This window comes from Kutzneria sp. 744, assembly GCF_000568255.1.
In the GTDB taxonomy this organism is placed as follows: Bacteria; Actinomycetota; Actinomycetes; order Mycobacteriales; family Pseudonocardiaceae; genus Kutzneria.
The window spans coordinates 11,326,764-11,343,743 of sequence record NZ_KK037166.1 but is presented as its reverse complement, the minus strand read 5'-3'; the positions used below and the strand labels follow the sequence as shown (position 1 = coordinate 11,343,743).

The 16,980-nt window shown below is 67.3% G+C and carries 16 protein-coding genes and 1 pseudogene; 10 read left to right on the top strand and 7 right to left on the bottom strand.

What is annotated here, in order from left to right; genetic code table 11:
* Nucleotides 1-171: 171 nt before the first annotated feature.
* On the bottom strand, nucleotides 172-363 hold the full coding sequence (locus KUTG_RS62760; protein WP_198047659.1) for a hypothetical protein: 192 nt from the start codon (nucleotides 361-363) through the stop codon (nucleotides 172-174).
* A gap of 1,023 nt (nucleotides 364-1,386) precedes the next feature.
* On the opposite strand from KUTG_RS62760, the gene KUTG_RS57680 reads away from it, so the two are divergent.
* The 6 genes and pseudogenes from KUTG_RS57680 (at nucleotide 1,387) to KUTG_RS51210 (ending at nucleotide 5,763) form a co-directional block, all read left to right on the top strand.
* Nucleotides 1,387-1,599 carry a helix-turn-helix transcriptional regulator gene (locus tag KUTG_RS57680; RefSeq protein WP_232241389.1) on the top strand — a complete coding sequence of 71 codons (213 nt, stop codon included), beginning with the start codon at nucleotides 1,387-1,389 and terminating at the stop codon, nucleotides 1,597-1,599.
* Between the two features lie 75 nt (nucleotides 1,600-1,674).
* The gene (locus KUTG_RS57675; RefSeq protein WP_198047658.1) at nucleotides 1,675-3,108 is read left to right on the top strand and encodes a tyrosine-type recombinase/integrase; all 1,434 of its coding nucleotides are present in this window, start codon (nucleotides 1,675-1,677) and stop codon (nucleotides 3,106-3,108) included.
* 58 nt (nucleotides 3,109-3,166) lie between these two features.
* Nucleotides 3,167-3,487, top strand: a pseudogene (locus tag KUTG_RS51225) (lysine 2,3-aminomutase); the annotation flags it as partial.
* A gap of 217 nt (nucleotides 3,488-3,704) precedes the next feature.
* Nucleotides 3,705-3,950 carry a hypothetical protein gene (locus tag KUTG_RS51220; protein WP_043727372.1) on the top strand — a complete coding sequence of 82 codons (246 nt, stop codon included), beginning with the start codon at nucleotides 3,705-3,707 and terminating at the stop codon, nucleotides 3,948-3,950.
* Between the two features lie 66 nt (nucleotides 3,951-4,016).
* Complete coding sequence (locus KUTG_RS51215; protein WP_043727371.1) at nucleotides 4,017-5,057, top strand: GDSL-type esterase/lipase family protein; 1,041 nt, start codon at nucleotides 4,017-4,019, stop codon at nucleotides 5,055-5,057.
* Nucleotides 5,058-5,100: 43 nt separating this feature from the next.
* Nucleotides 5,101-5,763, top strand: coding sequence for an ArsR/SmtB family transcription factor (locus tag KUTG_RS51210; RefSeq protein ID WP_043727370.1), 663 nt, complete (start codon nucleotides 5,101-5,103; stop codon nucleotides 5,761-5,763).
* A gap of 143 nt (nucleotides 5,764-5,906) precedes the next feature.
* On the opposite strand, the gene KUTG_RS51205 is transcribed toward KUTG_RS51210, so the two are convergent.
* Complete coding sequence (locus KUTG_RS51205; protein ID WP_043727368.1) at nucleotides 5,907-6,812, bottom strand: MBL fold metallo-hydrolase; 906 nt, start codon at nucleotides 6,810-6,812, stop codon at nucleotides 5,907-5,909.
* A 147-nt stretch (nucleotides 6,813-6,959) separates the two neighbouring features.
* Here KUTG_RS51205 and KUTG_RS51200 point away from each other — a divergent pair, with 147 nt between their 5' ends.
* Entirely contained in the window at nucleotides 6,960-7,499 is a 540-nt protein-coding gene (locus tag KUTG_RS51200) for a TetR/AcrR family transcriptional regulator (protein ID WP_043727367.1), read from the top strand.
* Between the two features lie 16 nt (nucleotides 7,500-7,515).
* Here the strand turns inward: KUTG_RS51200 and KUTG_RS51195 are convergent, their stop codons facing one another.
* The 3 genes from KUTG_RS51195 to KUTG_RS51185 all read right to left on the bottom strand — a co-directional run bounded on the left by KUTG_RS51195 (nucleotide 7,516) and on the right by KUTG_RS51185 (nucleotide 10,581).
* Nucleotides 7,516-8,826, bottom strand: a complete 1,311-nt coding sequence (locus KUTG_RS51195; RefSeq protein ID WP_084580836.1) for a ricin-type beta-trefoil lectin domain protein — start codon at nucleotides 8,824-8,826, stop codon at nucleotides 7,516-7,518.
* Between the two features lie 160 nt (nucleotides 8,827-8,986).
* Nucleotides 8,987-9,439, bottom strand: a complete 453-nt coding sequence (locus KUTG_RS51190; protein ID WP_198047657.1) for an Lrp/AsnC family transcriptional regulator — start codon at nucleotides 9,437-9,439, stop codon at nucleotides 8,987-8,989.
* Nucleotides 9,436-10,581 (bottom strand): M24 family metallopeptidase, encoded by a 1,146-nt coding sequence (locus KUTG_RS51185; RefSeq protein WP_043727364.1) that lies wholly within the window; start codon nucleotides 10,579-10,581, stop codon nucleotides 9,436-9,438. The genes KUTG_RS51190 and KUTG_RS51185 overlap by 4 nt, the downstream gene beginning before the upstream one ends.
* 228 nt (nucleotides 10,582-10,809) lie before the next feature.
* Between KUTG_RS51185 and KUTG_RS51180 the strand changes: the two genes are divergently transcribed.
* Nucleotides 10,810-11,106, top strand: coding sequence for a hypothetical protein (locus tag KUTG_RS51180; RefSeq protein ID WP_157495388.1), 297 nt, complete (start codon nucleotides 10,810-10,812; stop codon nucleotides 11,104-11,106).
* On the opposite strand, the gene KUTG_RS51175 is transcribed toward KUTG_RS51180, so the two are convergent.
* Nucleotides 11,074-12,339 carry an MFS transporter gene (locus KUTG_RS51175; protein WP_052396435.1) on the bottom strand — a complete coding sequence of 422 codons (1,266 nt, stop codon included), beginning with the start codon at nucleotides 12,337-12,339 and terminating at the stop codon, nucleotides 11,074-11,076. The genes KUTG_RS51180 and KUTG_RS51175 overlap by 33 nt on opposite strands.
* Nucleotides 12,336-12,884: a winged helix-turn-helix domain-containing protein gene (locus tag KUTG_RS51170; protein WP_043727359.1), complete on the bottom strand. Its 549-nt coding sequence runs from the start codon at nucleotides 12,882-12,884 to the stop codon at nucleotides 12,336-12,338. The genes KUTG_RS51175 and KUTG_RS51170 overlap by 4 nt, the downstream gene beginning before the upstream one ends.
* A gap of 97 nt (nucleotides 12,885-12,981) precedes the next feature.
* Here KUTG_RS51170 and KUTG_RS51165 point away from each other — a divergent pair, with 97 nt between their 5' ends.
* The gene (locus KUTG_RS51165; protein ID WP_043727358.1) at nucleotides 12,982-13,923 is read left to right on the top strand and encodes a 5'-3' exonuclease; all 942 of its coding nucleotides are present in this window, start codon (nucleotides 12,982-12,984) and stop codon (nucleotides 13,921-13,923) included.
* 24 nt (nucleotides 13,924-13,947) lie between these two features.
* Nucleotides 13,948-16,965, top strand: coding sequence for an NACHT domain-containing protein (locus tag KUTG_RS51160; RefSeq protein WP_157495387.1), 3,018 nt, complete (start codon nucleotides 13,948-13,950; stop codon nucleotides 16,963-16,965).
* The last annotated feature ends 15 nt before the right edge of the window (nucleotides 16,966-16,980 follow it).

Below are 16,980 nucleotides of genomic sequence, written 5' to 3'. Positions count from 1 at the left end.
GGACCCAGTGCTGCTCGTCCCTTAGCGACAGGCCTCAAATGTTACTAAGCCTACTGGCGTGCCTGACGACCGACTCATGGATCAAAGGCAGTCTTAAAGACATCCGGCCATCAACAATTCTCCCAACAATCCTAGAGACTCAACACCAAAGTCTAGTCGTCTAATGCCGGATTAATCGACGGCACCGATGTCGAGCAGCGCGGCGGACCGCCTCTCGCCGAGCACGTCGCGCACCAGCGCGTGGTGATCGAGGAAGTTGTCCGGTGTGATGCGTGCGATCGCGGCGTCGGCGACCGCGTCCACGCCGGCGGCTTTGTACTCGCCGTCGATAGCGGCGGCGGCCTGCGTGGCGCGGGCGGTCATGTCCAGTAGTGGGCGGTGGCCATCTCCGCCGAGTCGGGGCCGGGCGACCAGCCGTGGTACGGCTGTGTCGGGCACGGTGGGTACCGCGATGCCCGATGCGCGACGCTGATCCACCAGCTCGGAGTCCCGACCGTCGTCGGCCGCCGCGCCGCCATCCGACAGCACCTGCTGGACTCCGATCGTCGCCGACGCACTGGGCGACCACCACGTCACCGCGACCAAGCTCACCATCCAGGCCGGCACGACTGGCGCCGCTATGCACCCGGTGATCACACATTGTCATCTCCGCCATGAACTCGCGACAGTTGAATAAGCGACCTCACCAGTCGGCACCCTCGATACCAGATCACCATTCGCTCGACTACGCCAAAAGTGTGAAAACTTGCCAACTGGCTAGTTTTACAGAGGGTGACAGTATAGACAAGCAGGAGACGTCTACGCAGGTCGGGGCTACAAGTATCGAACACCGTGCGCAACCTACACGAAACGCGCATCGGCATACTCTGCCGAGTCGCCATGCAGGGTGCCCGCGAACTGACATCCAAATCAGGAGGACCGATGAACTGGCTCGCCCAAGCAGAGATTCCGAGTCTACGTAAGCATCAAAGTGGCATCCCAAAACGGAGTCTATCGCCGGACTGTAATCACCTTTACATCGCCAACAAGAGTGTCACAGACTCGACATGAAGCAGACTTCAAGCGAAATACACACATTCGCTGCTAGCTATTGACAGATTCACCCGCCCTTGTCGTGCCCACCCGTCAAACGGTTCATCATTTTCGGTATTCCCCATCCAAATCACACCGTGACACTTGGAACACACAGGGGCAATATCTTCATTGGACTGCACGATTGACTACCGCCCCAGAAAGGACTGTCACCGAAAGCCCATACAAGTCGAAGGTCTACCATTCGACACACGGGCGAACTTTTCAACTGTTCACATGGGCAGTAATTTCGGTCGGAACCATTTGCGCTCGCCCGTCTAGTCGAACTCGCGACACGGTATTGGACTGTAAACAGTGAGCCAGGAGAACGCACCCGAACCATTGTGGAGCCCGGAAGACCTCGCATCATTCCTCAAGCTTCCAGAAAAGACGCTTACCAAGTGGCGAAGCGATGGCACTGGGCCACGGTGGCTCAAGATCGGCAAGCACGTGAGGTATAACCCGAAGGAAGTCCGCGACTGGATGGAGTTGCGCGCCGCCCGACAGAGCCCCCCTAACAGAGGGTAGGCACTCGACACCACGCGAGCCGAGCACCAACCCCGCCCGCTTCGACGCGTACGCGAACGTCGTATGATCAGCCGAGTGCGGTTCGACTGCCACGACATACTATCAACCGCCGCACAGAGTGGCTCGCAGCCGCTACCTACCGCGAGAACGCAACATGGCGACATCAGTGCTTCCGGCCTGGCCGCTGCAGAACGGACCCTAGCTATGGCAACTATTGACGACCGTTGGTGGCGAAAGAAGACTGACCCTCGGACAGGGAAGCCGATAATAGGCGGGAACGGCAAGCCGGTTCAAGAAAAGACCGAACGTCACGGCAAGGGCATGCGCTACCGCGTCCGCTACCTTGACAACAATAAGAAGGAGCAATCCGAGTCATTCCCCGACAAACAACTCAAGAGGGCACAGGCGTTCGCACTCAAGGTCGAAAGTGACCTACTGGCAGGAAGCTATCGCGATCCACACGCCGGCCGCATTACAATAAAATCCTGGGGACACACATACATCCAAGGGCGTTCTAAGGACGAGTCTAGTCAAATCACACTCAACAGCCTGTTCAATTGTCAAATCTACCCTTTTTGGGGCGATAAACAGCTAGACAACGTGGGCAACTCTTTGAGAGATTGGTTGACCTGGCTGGACGAAGTTAGCGGCATTTCTGTCAATTACCAGGCGGACGCATGGGATACATTCTCCGCAATGCTCGACGCCGCTGTCGCGGAAAAAAAGATCGACAGCAATCCGTGCAACAACAAAGCAATCTCTCCCCCTAGGAGGATTAGGCGCAGGATAACACCCTGGACTGATGAAAAGGCCACAAAAATTGGGCACGCGCTTCCGAGGCGATATAAGCCATTTGTTCGACTCGGCGCAGGAATTGGCCTACGACTAGGAGAGGCGCTCGCCTTTTCGCCTGACAATATCGATCGAAACAGGATGGTGTACAACTGCACACGACAACTCGTATACCGAAGAGGTGTCCTATACTTCAAGCTCCCCAAGGGGCACAAGACGCGGACAATTCCGCTTGGCGATGGCATACTCGAATCCCTAGACCAGTACGTCGACGAGTTTCCACCCACAGCGGTCACGTTGCCATGGGCGGAACGCGACAAGAAGGAGTCTGAGACCGTCAATCTGCTTTTGACCACGGGAAGAAACGATGCGTGGCGCGCGTCGATGTTCGGTGACGAGGTGTGGCGACCAGCCTTCGCCGCAGCAGGCCTGAACTACGCCAAGCAGGAAGACGGCACTCACGCGCTCCGCCACCTGTTCGCCTCGCACATGCTCGCCCAGGGTGTCAGTATCAAGGAACTAGCTGAATATTTGGGCCACGCATCTGAAGCCTTCACGCTTCGGACCTACGTCCATCTGATGCCATCAAGTCATGTTCGTGCCCGGCAGGCGATCAACAACCTGTTCCGGCCATGCATAGAACCCGCCGGCTCCGAGGATCAAGTCGTGAACGCCACCAGCCTTCACGGCCCCAGGACGGCCCCACAAGTTACCTAGGAGCCGAAAATGCCCCGTATTCGCAGGTCAGGGCTACCTTCGACGGAACGACCTGATCACGTGCGACATGATCCCCAACGCCGAGCACTGGCGCCTGGCCGTCTGGGAAGCACAGGAACTCCAGCACGCCATCATGGGCTACCTGCCTGGTTACGCCACGCCGCGCATCGTCTGCGACGTCCCCTACGTCGGCAAGCGCTGGGTCCACCAGCTCTCGGAATACGACCGCGAACTCGGCATCTCCTACTGGACCAAGAACTACCGCACCGGCATCGAACACGACGACGCCGACGCCCTCACCCGCACCTACCCGTACTACGACCCGATCTACACCCTCGGCGAGTCCGGCCAGGGCTGGTGGGCCCAGCAGGAGAAGTGACCCCGATGGCGGCCCGGCCACCGCGCGCGCCGGGCCGCCATCGACGAAAACCCAATCGGGCCCGAATACGAGACAACCTCGACCATTTTCGATTCGTGTCGTCGTTGTTTCACCGATTAATTGCCCGACCGGCCGACACACCTTGTGGGACGAATTCCGACGCCACTAGCGTCGAAAACGCGCCCCTCCGGCGCACCAGCCCCCACAGGGAGTAGCCATGCGTCTCATCACGCGCGCAGCCGTCACCGCCGGCGCCGCCGGCCTGCTCGGCCTCGGCCTCACCGGAATCGCCGCCGCCGTCACGGTCACGCCCGACGGCGTGTTCTCGTCCAACGGCGCCTGCACCCAAGCCGGCCAGGAACACCTCCAGGGATGGCGGGCCACCCACCCCGGCGACACCTACACGCACTACATCTGCGTCGGCTCCGGAAACAAGTGGCAGCTCGAACGAATCTCCCAGTAAAACGAATTACCCGGCGCTGCCCCCGAAGGCCCGGGGGCAGCGCCCGTGGCCTAGACTCTCGCAGCGATGCGGAACTTCCTCCGCCGGGCCGCGATCATCCTGATCGTCTTCCCGGTGTTCGCCCTCCTCCTGCTCACCGGCGACAACCGCATCGTGCCGCCCCCGCGGCCACCCGAGAACGTCCCGCACGCCGTCGTCGCCCTCGGCGACTCGACCATGTCCGGCGAGGGCGCCGGCAACTACACGCCCGACACCGACGGCCCGGGCGGCGACTGGTGCCACCGAGCCCCGCAGGCCATGGTCCAGCGCATCAAGCTCCCGGACGTCACCAAGATCTTCAACTTCGCCTGCTCCGGCGCCAACTCCCAGGCCATCCGGCTCGACGGCCAACACCCCATCGAGCCCAGCCAGGCCGCCCAGCTCGGCGCGATCGCCAGCACCTACCGCATCGACGCCGTCGTCGTGGCCGTCGGCGCCAACGACGACCCCGAGTTCGGCCCCCTGCTCACCAGCTGCGTCGACGCCATCTTCGCCACCACCAAACCCGGCTGCGGCAAGAAGGCCGACCCCACCTGGCAGAACCGCGTCAACGCCATGGTGCCCAAGGTCGTCGCCGCGCTGCGCGACATCCGCCGCGTCATGATCGAACACGGCTACGCCGACAGCGCCTACCAACTGGTGCTCCAGTCCTACGCCGCCCCCGTCGCCCCCGACATCCTGCGCAGCCTGCAGAACGTCAGCGGCTGCCCGCTGCGCACCGACGACCTGCACTGGGTCCAGGACCGCGCCGTCCCCATCCTCAACGACGGCATCCGCCGCGCCGCCGACCAGGGCGGCGCCCGCTTCCTCGACCTCTCCCGCGCCGGCGTCGGCCACGAGGCCTGCACCGGCGGCCAGGAATGGTTCACCCGCCTCACCCTCAGCCTGGGCGACATCCAGGACAAGACGCGCTACACCCACGCCCTCCAGCAGTCGTTCCACCCCAACGCCGCCGGCTACACCGCCTTCGCCCGGTGCATGAGCCAGTTCCTGACGCTCACCGTCCGCCACGCCGCCTGCGTCCCCGACGGCCACGGCGACGTCCAACTGGCCCTGCCCGCCACGTGACACTTCGGCGGCCCCCGAACTAGAAGTTGCCTAGCGTGGGGGCATGCGCGCGCACCCACTGGCCGAAGTCGCCGCCGTCCTCGCCGACCCCACCCGGGCCACCATGTGCATGGCCCTGATCGACGGCCGCGCCTGGACCGTCGGCGAGCTGGGCAAGGTGGCCGGCGTCGCGCCACCCTCGGCCACCGAGCAGGTGACCCGCCTGGCCGCCGCCGGCTTCGTCGAGACGGTCAAGCAGGGCCGCCACCGCTACGTGCGGCTCACCGATTCCCGCGTGGCCGACTTGATCGAGCAGCTCAACGAGCTCGCCGCCCCGCTCCCCCAGCCCCACAGCCTGCGCTCGTCCCGGCGTGCGGAGCGGCTGGCCTTCGCCCGCACCTGCTACGACCACATCGCCGGCCACCTCGGCGTCGCCCTGCGCACCGGCATGCTGACCGCCGGCCTGATCTCCACCGCCAGCGGCCTCGCCCTCACCCCTCGGGGCCACCAGGTGCTCGACGCCTTGGAGATCAAGCTCCCCGGCGGCCGCCGCCCCCTGCTCCGCGAATGCCTCGACTGGACCGAGCGCCGCGAACACCTCAGCGGCTCCCTGCCCGCCGCCCTCCTCCAGCACGCCCTCGACCACGCCTGGGTCGCCCGCGGCCCCGACCGCAGCATCAAGCTCCTCGACCCCAAGGCCTTCGCCGTGCTCGGCGCCTCGCTGTAGGCGCTGTACGTGGTGTCCACGGGCGCTGGCCGGATCATCGCCTTCGTCGACGCTCTCGCGTTCTGGTCGGTGCTGGTGGTTGCTTTTGTGGTCGTTAGAGTACTGTATTTAGTCGTCACTGAAGCTATAGTGATATTATCTATCTAGACACTGCGGGGCGCGGCCAGCAAGTACTCCGCTACCACCGGCTCCCATGCCGGAACCCCGGCCTCGTTGCGTACCAGGCGGCCGAAGGCCTGGTCGCCGAAGTGGGTGCCGAAGCCCAGGGTGTCGGGCTGCTCCAACTCCCCCACCAGCCGAGCGCGGGCCTTGAGCACGCCCGCGGTGTCGGTGTCGGGCATCGATCCCCACTCGGGATGGGTGATCTGGGCCGGTGCATGGAAGGCGTCGCCGAAGGCGACGATCCGGCCGGCGTCGGTGGACACCACGTACGACGTGTGCCCCGGTGTGTGGCCGGACATCACGATGGCCCGCACCCCCGGCCACACCTCGTCGCCTTCGCGGATCAGCTCGTGGTTGCCGCGCATGGGCGCCACGGTCATCTCCTCCAGCACGCCGGGCACTTCGATACCGCGCTCGTGCGGCGCCCACTCCTCCGCCGCCACCAGGTAGCGGGCGTTGGGGAAGAACTTCCGGCCGTCGACGAACGCCCAGCCCACGTGATCCACGTGCAGATGCGTGTAGACCACGGTGTCGATGTCGCCGGGGTCGACGCCCAACGCGGCCAGGGTGTCGGGCATCGCGCCGCAGTCGGCCGCCCCGAGCTGCAGCTCCCCCACCGCGATCGGACCGGCCAACGGTCCGAGGCCGGCGTCGATCAACAGCTTGCGGTCGCCCCGCTCCACCAGCAGCCCACCGGCGGACATTGCGATGCGCCCCCGCGCGTCGACCATCTCGGGGTGTTCGCCCCAGAACTCCCCCGGCACCGCCGGGAAGAAGGCCCGCGCCTCCAACGCCATCGCGCCGTCGACCACGAAGGTGAGCCGGGTGTCCCCCAGCTCCAGCCGACGCACCGCGGACTGCTCGTTCAGGAACCCCACTTCAGCCATGGATCTTGTTCTACCGGCCGCCCGTGGTCTCCTGGCGGCTTTTGGTCCTATCGACGGGACCTGCGGCACGGATCACTGTGCCTGTATTCAGTCGTCACTGAAGTCATAGTGCGACTGTACGTACATAACAGTAGGTACAGTTCGGCCATGTCCACCCGCGATCGGCTGGTCGAGAGCACCCGGGAGCTGCTGCGCGAGCGTGGCTACACCGGCACCAGCCCGAAGGCCATCCAACAGCGCGCGGACGCCGGCCAGGGCAGCATGTACCACCACTTCGCCGGCAAGCAGGACCTCGCGCTGGCCGCGATCACCCGCAACGCCGAGGAGCTCACCGCCGCCGCCGAACGCGAGCTCTCCTCCCCCGGCTCCCCCACCGAGCGCATCGCCGCCTGGCTGCGCCGGGAACGGGAAATCCTGCGCGGCTGCCCGATGGGCGTGCTCGCGCAGGACCTGGAGATCATCGCCAGCGACGCGCTTCGCTCCCCCATCGCCGAGCACTTCGACTGGATTCGTGGCCAGCTAAGGGAAATCCTCGCCGAGGGCGACCTCGACGCCCGCCTGGCCGACACGTTCCTGGCCGTACTGCAAGGTGGCTACGTGCTGGCACGGGCGGCCGGGAACACCGAGCCGTTCACCGATGCCGTGGAGGGCGCCATCGCGCTGCTGGAGCGGGCGACCGCCGTCTGACGGCCGCCCGCATCGATCAGGACAGGTGCCAGATCTGATTGGCAGTGCCGGCGCAGTCCCAGATCTGCACCTGGGTGCCCGGCGTCGTGGAGTACGCGGGATCATCCAGGCACTTGTTGGACTGCGGGTTGTAGAGCGTGCCGTTGGACTGCGGTATCCACACCTGCGCGCCGGTGTTGTTGCAGTCGTACAGCTGGACCTTGGTGCCGTTGGCCGTGCCGCCGCCCGTGATGTCCATGCACTTCCCCAGCACGTGCAGGGTCGTGCCGGCCTGCACGAAGCTCCACTGCTGGGCCGCGCTGCCGTTGCAGGTGTAGACCTGAATGTGCGAGCCGTTGGCGGTGCTCGCGGCGTTGTCGTCGAGGCACAGGCCGGCGTAGCCCGTGATCGCGCCGCCGCCGGGCGGCGGCGGGTTCCCGCCACCACCGTTGGTGGTGTACGCGGCGACGTACTGGACGGTCATGGCGCCGCCGGAAGTCGTGGCGCCGTTCGGCGAGGTGCAGCCGCAGACGCCGTTCGGGAACGCGCCGCCCATGGCCAGGTCGAACAGGATCGTCAGGTTGTGGTCGTAGGCCTGCTGCCAGGTGGCCGTGCCGACCTGGCCCTCGGTGACCGTGAAGTACGAGGCCCCGTCCAGGTAGAAGGTGATCGACTCGTTGGACGTGTTGGTGCGGTCCAGGATCATCGTGTACGTGTGGAAGCCGGTCTGGCAGCCGCCGCAGGCGCGCAGCCCGCTGCCGATGCCGTTGCCCTCGTTGCACGGGCCGCCCGGGGACACTCCACAGTGGATGGTGCCGGCCACCTGGGAACGCGCGTTGACGTCCTCCATGATGTCGATCTCGCCGTTCTCCGGCCACTGCCCCTGGCCCAGCATCCAGAACGCCGGCCAGTAGCCGAGGCCGCTGCCCGGGTTGGGCTGCTGGATGGACGCCGTGACCTCGAGCTTGCCGCCCGCGGGGGCGCCGGCCACGGCCGATGGCGTCTGGATCCGGCCGGACGTCCAGTTGTTGCCGGAGCCCAGCGCGATCAGCTGGAGGTTGCCGTTGCCGTCGAGCCGGACGTTGTTGGTCGAGTTGGTCATCGTCTCGATCTCACCGGTGCCGAAGTTCGAGCCGGGGCCGGTGTTGTACATCCAGTTCGCGCCGTTCACGGGACTGCCCGCGGATCCGTTGAAGTCGTCGCTGAACACGGTGGTCCAGCCGGCCGGCGGGGCGGGCACGTCGCCCTGGGCCTGGGCGCCGGCGAACGCGGTGAGCAGCACCGTCATCGCGCCGACGGAGAGCAGGGACATCGAGCGTCTGAACAGGGTTCTGACAGGCAGGGTCATCGTTGACTCCACTGGGTCGGCGGTCGCCGTGGCGGCCGACAGCGCTTCACGGCAGGGCAGGACCTGCCGAAACTCATGGAAGCGCTCCCATTGCCCGGCGGCAATAGCCCGTTCGACCTATCGGCCCAGAAAAACCGGACAAGCGGCGCGGAAAGGCGCCTCACACGCCCGGCGGGCGGTCCTCGTACGGCGTGGACAGCACCACCGTGGTGCGGGTCGACACGTTGGCCTGCTCCCGGATCTGCCGCAGCAGCTCCTCCAGCGCAGTCGGACCGGCGACCCGCACCTTCAGCACGTAGGAGGCGTCGCCGGCCACCGAGTAGCACGCCTCGACCGCCGCCAGGTGCTCCAGCCGGTGCGGATAGTCGTCCGGGGCGGCCGGGTCGATCGGCGTCAGCGAGATGAACGCCGTCAGCGGCAGGCCCACCTGCTCGCCGTCCACGCGCGCGGCGTACCCCTTGAGGACACCCCGCTGCTCCAGCCGCCGCACCCGCTGGTGCACGGCGGACACGCTCAGCCCCACGCGCTCGGCGAGGTCGGTGAAGCTGCACCGGCCGTCCTGGGTCAGCTCCCGCAGGATGGCGCGGTCGATCGGTTCCAGCGGTGTCGTCACGAGGGCAGCACCACCAGCTCGTGCGGGCGGGTGTTGAGGCGCACCGCGCCCTCCTCGCTGACGACGACGATGTCCTCGATCCGGGCGCCCCAGCGGCCGGGCAGGTAGATGCCGGGCTCGACGCTGAAGGCCATGCCGACCTCCAGCACGAGGTCGTTGCCGCTGACGATGTACGGGTCCTCGTGCACGTCCAGGCCGATGCCGTGGCCGGTGCGGTGCACGAAGTACTCCCCGAAGCCGGCGTCGGCGATGACGTCGCGTGCCGCCGCGTCCACCGCCTCGGCGGTCACGCCCGGAGCGGCGACGTCGACCGCGGCCTGCTGCGCGTTCTTGAGCACGGCGTAGGTGTCCATGACGTCGTCGAAGCCCGGCACACCCACCGAATAGGCGCGCGTGGAGTCGGAGTTGTAGCCCTCCGGCACCGGGCCGCCGATGTCGACCACGACCACGTCGCCGGCTTCGATGACCCGGTCGGAGACGCCGTGGTGCGGGCTGGCGCCGTTGGGGCCGGAGCCGACGATGACGAACTCCGCCACCTCGTGCCCCTCCTCCACGATCGCCGCCGCGATGTCCGCGCCGACCTCGGCCTCGGTGCGGCCGGGGCGCAGCCACTCGCCCATCCGCGCGTGCACCCGGTCGATCGCCGCGCCCGCCTTGCGCAGCGCCTCAATCTCGCCGTCGTCCTTGCGCATCCGCAGCTCGCGCAGCACCGGGCCGGCCAGGCCCTGCCTCGCGTCCGGCAACGCGTCGCGCAGGCCCAGGGCGTGCAGCGCCGGCATCATGTCCGTCACGGCCATGGACTTTGCCGTGCCCTTGAGCAGGTCGGCCACTAGTCGGTACGGGTCTTCGCCGTCAACCCACGTCGCCACGTGTACGCCAAGGGCGTCGGTCGGCACGCCGGCGTAGCCGGGCTGCTCCAGCTTGGGCACCACCAGCGCCGGCTCGGCCGCGCTGCCCGCGGCCGGCAGAACCAGACAGGTCAGCCGTTCGAACGAGGAGCCGCCGGCGCCGAGCAGATAGCGCAGGTCGGAACCGGGGGACACGAGCAGGGCGTCGACACCGGCCGACGCGGCGGCCTCGGCGGCCCGGCGGAAGCGGTCACGGAGGGACTCGACGTCGATCGGGGCTGCGCTGACGGACATGAGGCAAGAGCCTAGCGAGGTCGGCCGGCAAGCGGATCATGCGTTCGAAGCGGCCCCCGCCCGAAGGGGTGCTTCTGGATAACTTTCCGGTCACCGGAGGTGCACGCGTCCAGATGGCGGATGTTTCTAGCGCGCTGTGCCGGTTAACTCCATACCTGTCACCCGATTGGGGGCTCAAGTCGACGCAAGTCGATAGGCCGGTAAACAGAGAGTGACCGCGAGGAGTAGATGATGTTCGTTTTGTGGACGTCAGCACTCGTTGTGGTGGCGCTCGGCTGCTGGGCGCACATCCTCCACCCGGCCCCCACACGGGCCGTGACCAGGCCGATCAGCCTGCGGCGCACCCGGCGGTCCACCGACCGGCTGCTGCGCGAGCTGGCCGAGTCCGGGCAGCTCGTCGCCCCGCTGCCGATGCCGCGGCGTGAGGACGACGCGCTGGCCGCCGGCCGGGTGACGATCGTGAGCCGCAGGCCCACCCCTGAGCCCGAGTCGTCAGGCGACCGCACCCCCGACGTGGTCGCCTGACGACTCGCCTTTCACGCTCACGGGCAGTGGCTCGTCGAGCCGACGCCAGACCCGGAACACGAACGGGCACAGCGTCACCGTGAGATAGAGGCCGGCGGTGACCAGCAACGCCGTGGTCAACCCCGCGAACTGCACTGCCGCGCCGCCGGCCAGCGCGCCCAGCGGCATCCCCACCTGGGCGCCGGCCGCCACCACGCCGAACACCCGGCCGCGCATCGACTCCGGCACCCGCGTGAACAGCTGGCTCAACAGGATCGGGTTGATCAGGCCGGAGGCGAACGACGTCACCGCTATCACCAGGAACAGCACCGTCAGCGACGGCTCTATCGCCATGGTGATCAGTCGCGGCGCGCCGGTCAGCAGGAACGCCACGGAGTAGGTGACCCAGGTCGGCAGTCGTTCGCCGAACGTCCCGTAGAAGACGATCCCGCACAGCGAACCGGCGCTGGACGTGCCGACCATCAGGCCGAGCAGGATGCTGCTGTGCAGGACCTCGTTGCCGAACGAGGGCAGCAGGACTGAGCCGTAGGCGCCGTCGAGCGTGTTGGTGGCCATGACCATCAGGACCACGGCGGCCAGCAGGCGCTCGGCCTTCAGGTAGCGGATGCCATCTTTCAGCTCGGCGAGGTGGCCCTTGGGCGACCAGGGCTGCGGCTTGGCCTGCGCGATGTCGACGTGGATGAACGCCGCGGTCAGCAGGGCCGATGCGAAGTAGGTGGCCGCGTCGACGTACAGGACCTCGGCCGGGCCGAGGAACGCGATCAAGAGGCCGGCCGACGCCCCGCCGAGCAGCCGTCCGGTGCGGCCCGCGCCCTCCAACAGGCTCGACGCCCGGGAAATCGGCGTTTTCGCCAACTTCGCGGTCGAGGGGAGCAGCGCGTCGACGGCCGTGCCGCCAGGAGACCTGGTCAGGCCCTGCACGACGACCAGCGCTATGAGGGCTTCGAGCGGCAGGGCGTTGACCGCGGCGAGCAGCGGGACCAGGCCGACCATGATCGCCGCCAGCGCGTCCGAGCCGATGCTCACCAGGCGGGGCTGGATCCGGTCGACCAGCGGGCCGCCCAGCGCCGACGAGACGATGAGGCCGGCGACCTCGGCCGCCCCGACCAGGCCCATCTGGGCCGCGCTGCCGGTCGTGTGCAGGACGTACCAGGGGATGGAGAGGACCGTCATCGCCGTGCCGACGCCCGAGATCGTGGTGCCCGTGAGCAGGGCCAACAGGGGGATTTTCATCGCTGAGTCTTCCTCGGGAAGCCCTGGAGCTGGGTCACCACGATCTCGTCGCCCGGGCGCTCGGGGCGGCGGTACTTGTCGATCACCTCGTGCAGTTCGTCACGCATGGCCTTGAGCTCGGCCGGGGTGAGCGGGAGCTCCTGGTCGGACATGACGAACGACTCCCGCCACGACTGTTCCCAGTCCTGGCCCAGGAAGGTCGTCATGCGGCGATAGCTGCTGGAGGCGATCTCGTACAGGTAGGCGTTGAGGGCGCCGGCCGAGTCCTCGTCGTCGCGGAAGTCCTCGATGCGCAGCTCGGTCGACTCGTAGGCCGCCTTCCACCAGCGTTCCCGCTTGTTGCCGCGCTCCTCGTCCTGCTCGATCAGGCCGTGGTCGGCCAGTTGGCGCAGGTGCCAGCTGGTGGTGCCGCTCGTCTCCCCCACCCGCTGTGCCAGGCCCGTCGCCGTCGCCGGGCCGTCCGCCCTGAGCAGGCCCAGCAGCCTGATCCGCAGCGGGTGGGCCAGGGCCCGCAGCGTCTTCGCGTCGAGCCTGATCTCCGTCATGGGTCCACCGTAGCGAACGCAGAGGATCCTTTGCAGAGGTTTCTCTGCAATTGCCCTCGGATCGTGGCCTGTCGGGGGTAGCTGGTTGACTTGTGCGATGACCGCTGCCCCGCTGGTGCTCCTGGACTCGGCCAGCCTGTACTTCCGGTCGTTCTACGCGCTGCCGGACTCCATGACCTCCCCCGACGGCCAGCCGGTCAACGCCGTGCGCGGCTTCGCCGACACCGTCGCCCGCATCCTCATCGAGCGGAAGCCCTCGCGGCTGGTCGCCTGTCTCGACGCCGACTGGCGGCCCGCGTTCCGGGTCGAGGCCCTGCCTTCGTACAAGGCGCACCGGGTGGCCGAGGCCGGCGACGGCTCCGAGGAGGAGGTGCCCGACGCCCTCACTCCCCAGGTGCCGATCATCCTCGACCTGCTCGACGCCGCCGGCCTGACCACCGCCGAAGCCGTCGGCTACGAGGCCGACGACGTCATCGGCGCCCTCGCCCACGCCGAGAAGGCCTCCCCCGTCGAGGTCGTCACCGGCGACCGCGACCTCTTCCAGCTGGTCCGCTTCTCCCCCACCCCCGTCACCGTCATGTACGTCGGCCGGGGCTGGAACAAGGTCGAGATCATCGGTCCCCCCGAGCTCGCCGCCAAGTACTCCCTCCCCGTCGACTCGGCGGGTGACGCCTACGCCGAGATGGCCGTCCTGCGCGGCGACCCCTCCGACGGCCTCCCCGGCGTCCCCGGCATCGGCGAGAAGACCGCCGCCAAGCTCATCACCGACTTCGGCTCCCTCGCCGGCGTCCTGACCGCCGTCTCCGACCCCCGCGACCGCCGCCTCACCGCCCGCATCCGCACCAAGCTCAACGAGGCCGCCCCCTACCTCGCCGCCGCCCCCACCGTCGTCCGCGTCGCCGTCGACGCCCCCGTCGTCCTCGACCGCCCCGACCCCGTCCCGGCCGGCCCCGCCGACGTCGACCGCCTCCTGGCATTGAAGAAGCGCTGGAACCTCGGAACTTCAGTCGATCGGCTCATCGCCGCCCTGAAGCGTTAGGGCCGGGGATCCGATAACCCACGCATGGCGCGTGGGCTCTCGTACCGTGATGCGGCAGTGCTGTTGGGCGGCGGCCCCGAAACCAAGGTGGTCGCCGCCCTGGACAAACTCCTCGGCGGCGCTCTCCTGCTGGCGACCGCCGGCGGTGCCGAACTGGCGCTCAGCCTGTTCGACGCGAAGGGGGAGCTGTCCAAGCTCTGCGCCGACCTCATCGGTGGCGTGGGTGAGCGGGTTCGCGGCCTCAACCGCTACGACCGCACCCGTCGATTGGAAGCCGCGCACGCGGTGGTGGTTCTAGCCGCGTTCTTCGAATGCACGAGTCGCGTCGATCTGCCGCAAATGCTCCGTCCCACCAAGGCCGAGCAGGTGACGCTCGCGGCCGGCGACCGCCTTTCCTCCCTCCTGGAACTGCCGCCGGCGCTGCCCGAAGTCCATGTCCCCCATGACCAGACCATCGCCCAACTCGCCGGCCTCTACCGCGCAATGGCCCGGGAGGTCAGCGCGTTCGCGATGGGACTCGCCGATTGGGACTCACTCACGAAGATCAACCGCTCAAGGGTCGCCGCCGAGTTGGAAGCGATCCCGGCGCAGGCGATCGTGAGGTACGGGGAGCTGTTTCGGCGTCTCGCCGTGGAGTTTCCGGAGTTCGGGTATTGGGCCAACATGCTCGATCACCAGGCGACGCGGGCCGAGATCCGGCGGATGGACATCGCGCTGGCCGGGATGTCCGACACGTTGACGCGCCTGCGGATCGGCCGTGAGCCGGCGGGTATCCGCCTCGCACTGGCCAGGCGCAATGCCAGCGTGCTGCGCAGGCCTGGGCTGGCGTTCGGTGACATGTCCACGCCGACGATCGGGCGGTGCTACGTCAACCCGAACTTCCGCGTGGGCCAGCCGAGGCCCGAGGAGATCACCCGCCCTGACTGGTGGCAGGAACGCCCGCTGCGCACCGACATTCAGGACTTCCTCGTCGGCCATCTGACCTCGCCGACCGCCGCGGAAGCGCCGCTGGTGGTGCTCGGCCACCCTGGAGCGGGCAAGTCGCTACTCACTCAGATGCTCGCCGCCCGGCTGCCCGCCAGCGACTTCCTCACGGTCCGGGTGCCGCTGCGTGAGGTGCCGGCCGACGCCGATCTGCAGACCCAGATCGAGATGCGGATCCGTGCTGACTCCGGGACCACCACAACGTGGCCGGAGCTCGTCGCCACCGCCGGCGACGCCATGCCCGTGGTGCTGCTGGACGGGTTCGACGAGTTGCTCCAGGCGACCGGGCAGAGCCAGTCGAACTACCTGGAGCGCATAGCCGCCTTCCAGCTGCGCGAGTCGGAGCTCGGCCGTCCCGTGGCGGTACTCGTCACCAGCCGGCTCACCGTCGCCGACCGGGCCCGCCCGGTCAACGGCGCAGTGACGCTGCTGCTGGAGCCGTTCGACGACCGGCAGGTCGAGCTGTGGCTGACGGCCTGGAACGAAACGAACTCCGCGGCGTTGACAGTCCGGGAACTCCACCCGCTGAAACCGGAAACCGCTCTGCGCTACCGGGACCTCGCTTGCCAGCCGCTGCTGTTGCTGTTGCTCGCCCTGTACGACTCCGACGGCAATGGCCTGCACAACGAGGAAACCCTCAACGAAGCCGAGCTCTACGAGCGTCTGCTCACCGGCTTCACCCGCCGCGAGGTCCGCAAGTCCGCCGAAACGCTCACCGACTCCCAGGTGGACGGGTTGGTGGCGCGGGAGATGCTGTACCTGTCGGTCGTGGCGTTCGCCATGTTCAACCGCAACCAGCTGTGGGTCACCGAAGCCCAGCTCGACGCCGATCTCCGTGTTCTGCTCGGGGAACCGTCGGCGGCAGACAGCACCCGCCTCACCGCCGCCGAGTTGCTGGTCGGGCGCTTCTACTTCGTCTACGTCGCGCAGGCCGTGCATGACCAGAAGCACCTCAGGACCTATGAGTTCTTGCACGCCACTTTCGGTGAGTTCCTGGTGGCGCGGCTGGTGGTCCAGGAGCTGCGCAACCTGCTCGCCGCTGCGTCGGTGTCGACGATGTGGAGCCCAACCTCACGGGTCGACGACCAGTTCCTGCACGCCACGCTCTCCTACGCTCCCATCACGATGCGCCGCACAGTGGTGGCATTCATCGACAACATGATCGGCGACGACGAGACGTTTCGAGACCTGCTGCTGGGCCTGTTCCGCGCAGCCATGCAGGCCCGCAATCACACGCCCTTGGACGAATACCGGCCGGTCCGGGCGTCTGTGCCCGGGCGGGTGGCGGTCTACTCGGCGAACCTGTTCGTGTTGCTCGCCGTCGCCGCCGGCGAGGTCACCAGCAGGGAGCTCTTTCCAGAAGCCGACGACCACGCAGCCGAATGGGCCAGGGTCGCACAGCTGTGGCACTCGCAACTGCCGTCCGAGGGCTGGCGCACTCTCTACTCCAGCATCGACGTCCACCGAGAGTGGGACGGCGATCAGCGACTGGTGCGGCTCAGCTCCGTGGTGCGTCTGGACGATTCGGCGCCGGTCCCCGAGCTCACGTTTGATCCACAGTGGACCTACAACTACTCACCCAACCACGAAAACGGCCCGTATTCCTTCGTCCATGACAGTTCTTGGCACATGCTGGCCGAAACAGGGTTCACCGGCGGCCGACTCCAGGAAGCGGCGATGCACAATCTGCTGCCGTTCGTCGGCGAGCTCGACACCATGTTGTTGACGTTTCATGACACGGGCGGGCACGGCATGGTCAGCGCCGGCCGGGCACTCATCGAGCTCTGGCTGGCGTCTGGCTACCACAACGAGGTGACTCTTCTTACCAATGCCTACGGGATCTGCATCCGCATTGCGATGAACGGGTTCGGACCGGATGACCATCACACACGGAACGCCTTTCGCAATCTCGTGCTGCATCAGCTCGCCAATGACAAGTGGCGACTGCCAGCCGGCTGGCTCCGGGAAACGGTGAAGGCGCTCCAGACGAAGCATGCGCCGGAGAAGGGCGCGGAGCAGTTCCTCCAACTCCTGCTACGCAAAGCTGGCCTCAACTGAAGGGAGACGGCTGTC

Excerpts from the sequence above, each read along its gene's own strand:
- KUTG_RS62760 (WP_198047659.1), bottom strand. The coding sequence starts at position 363 with ATGACCGCCCGCGCCACGCAGGCCGCCGCCGCTATCGACGGCGAGTAC.
- KUTG_RS51220 (WP_043727372.1), top strand. The coding sequence starts at position 3,705 with ATGCGTCTCATCACGCGCGCAGCCGTCACCGCCGGCGCCGCCGGCCTG.
- KUTG_RS51215 (WP_043727371.1), top strand. The coding sequence starts at position 4,017 with ATGCGGAACTTCCTCCGCCGGGCCGCGATCATCCTGATCGTCTTCCCG.
- KUTG_RS51210 (WP_043727370.1), top strand. The coding sequence starts at position 5,101 with ATGCGCGCGCACCCACTGGCCGAAGTCGCCGCCGTCCTCGCCGACCCC.
- KUTG_RS51205 (WP_043727368.1), bottom strand. The coding sequence starts at position 6,812 with ATGGCTGAAGTGGGGTTCCTGAACGAGCAGTCCGCGGTGCGTCGGCTG.
- KUTG_RS51200 (WP_043727367.1), top strand. The coding sequence starts at position 6,960 with ATGTCCACCCGCGATCGGCTGGTCGAGAGCACCCGGGAGCTGCTGCGC.
- KUTG_RS51195 (WP_084580836.1), bottom strand. The coding sequence starts at position 8,826 with ATGACCCTGCCTGTCAGAACCCTGTTCAGACGCTCGATGTCCCTGCTC.
- KUTG_RS51185 (WP_043727364.1), bottom strand. The coding sequence starts at position 10,581 with ATGTCCGTCAGCGCAGCCCCGATCGACGTCGAGTCCCTCCGTGACCGC.
- KUTG_RS51180 (WP_157495388.1), top strand. The coding sequence starts at position 10,810 with ATGATGTTCGTTTTGTGGACGTCAGCACTCGTTGTGGTGGCGCTCGGC.
- KUTG_RS51175 (WP_052396435.1), bottom strand. The coding sequence starts at position 12,339 with ATGAAAATCCCCCTGTTGGCCCTGCTCACGGGCACCACGATCTCGGGC.
- KUTG_RS51170 (WP_043727359.1), bottom strand. The coding sequence starts at position 12,884 with ATGACGGAGATCAGGCTCGACGCGAAGACGCTGCGGGCCCTGGCCCAC.
- KUTG_RS51165 (WP_043727358.1), top strand. The coding sequence starts at position 12,982 with ATGACCGCTGCCCCGCTGGTGCTCCTGGACTCGGCCAGCCTGTACTTC.
- KUTG_RS51160 (WP_157495387.1), top strand. The coding sequence starts at position 13,948 with ATGGCGCGTGGGCTCTCGTACCGTGATGCGGCAGTGCTGTTGGGCGGC.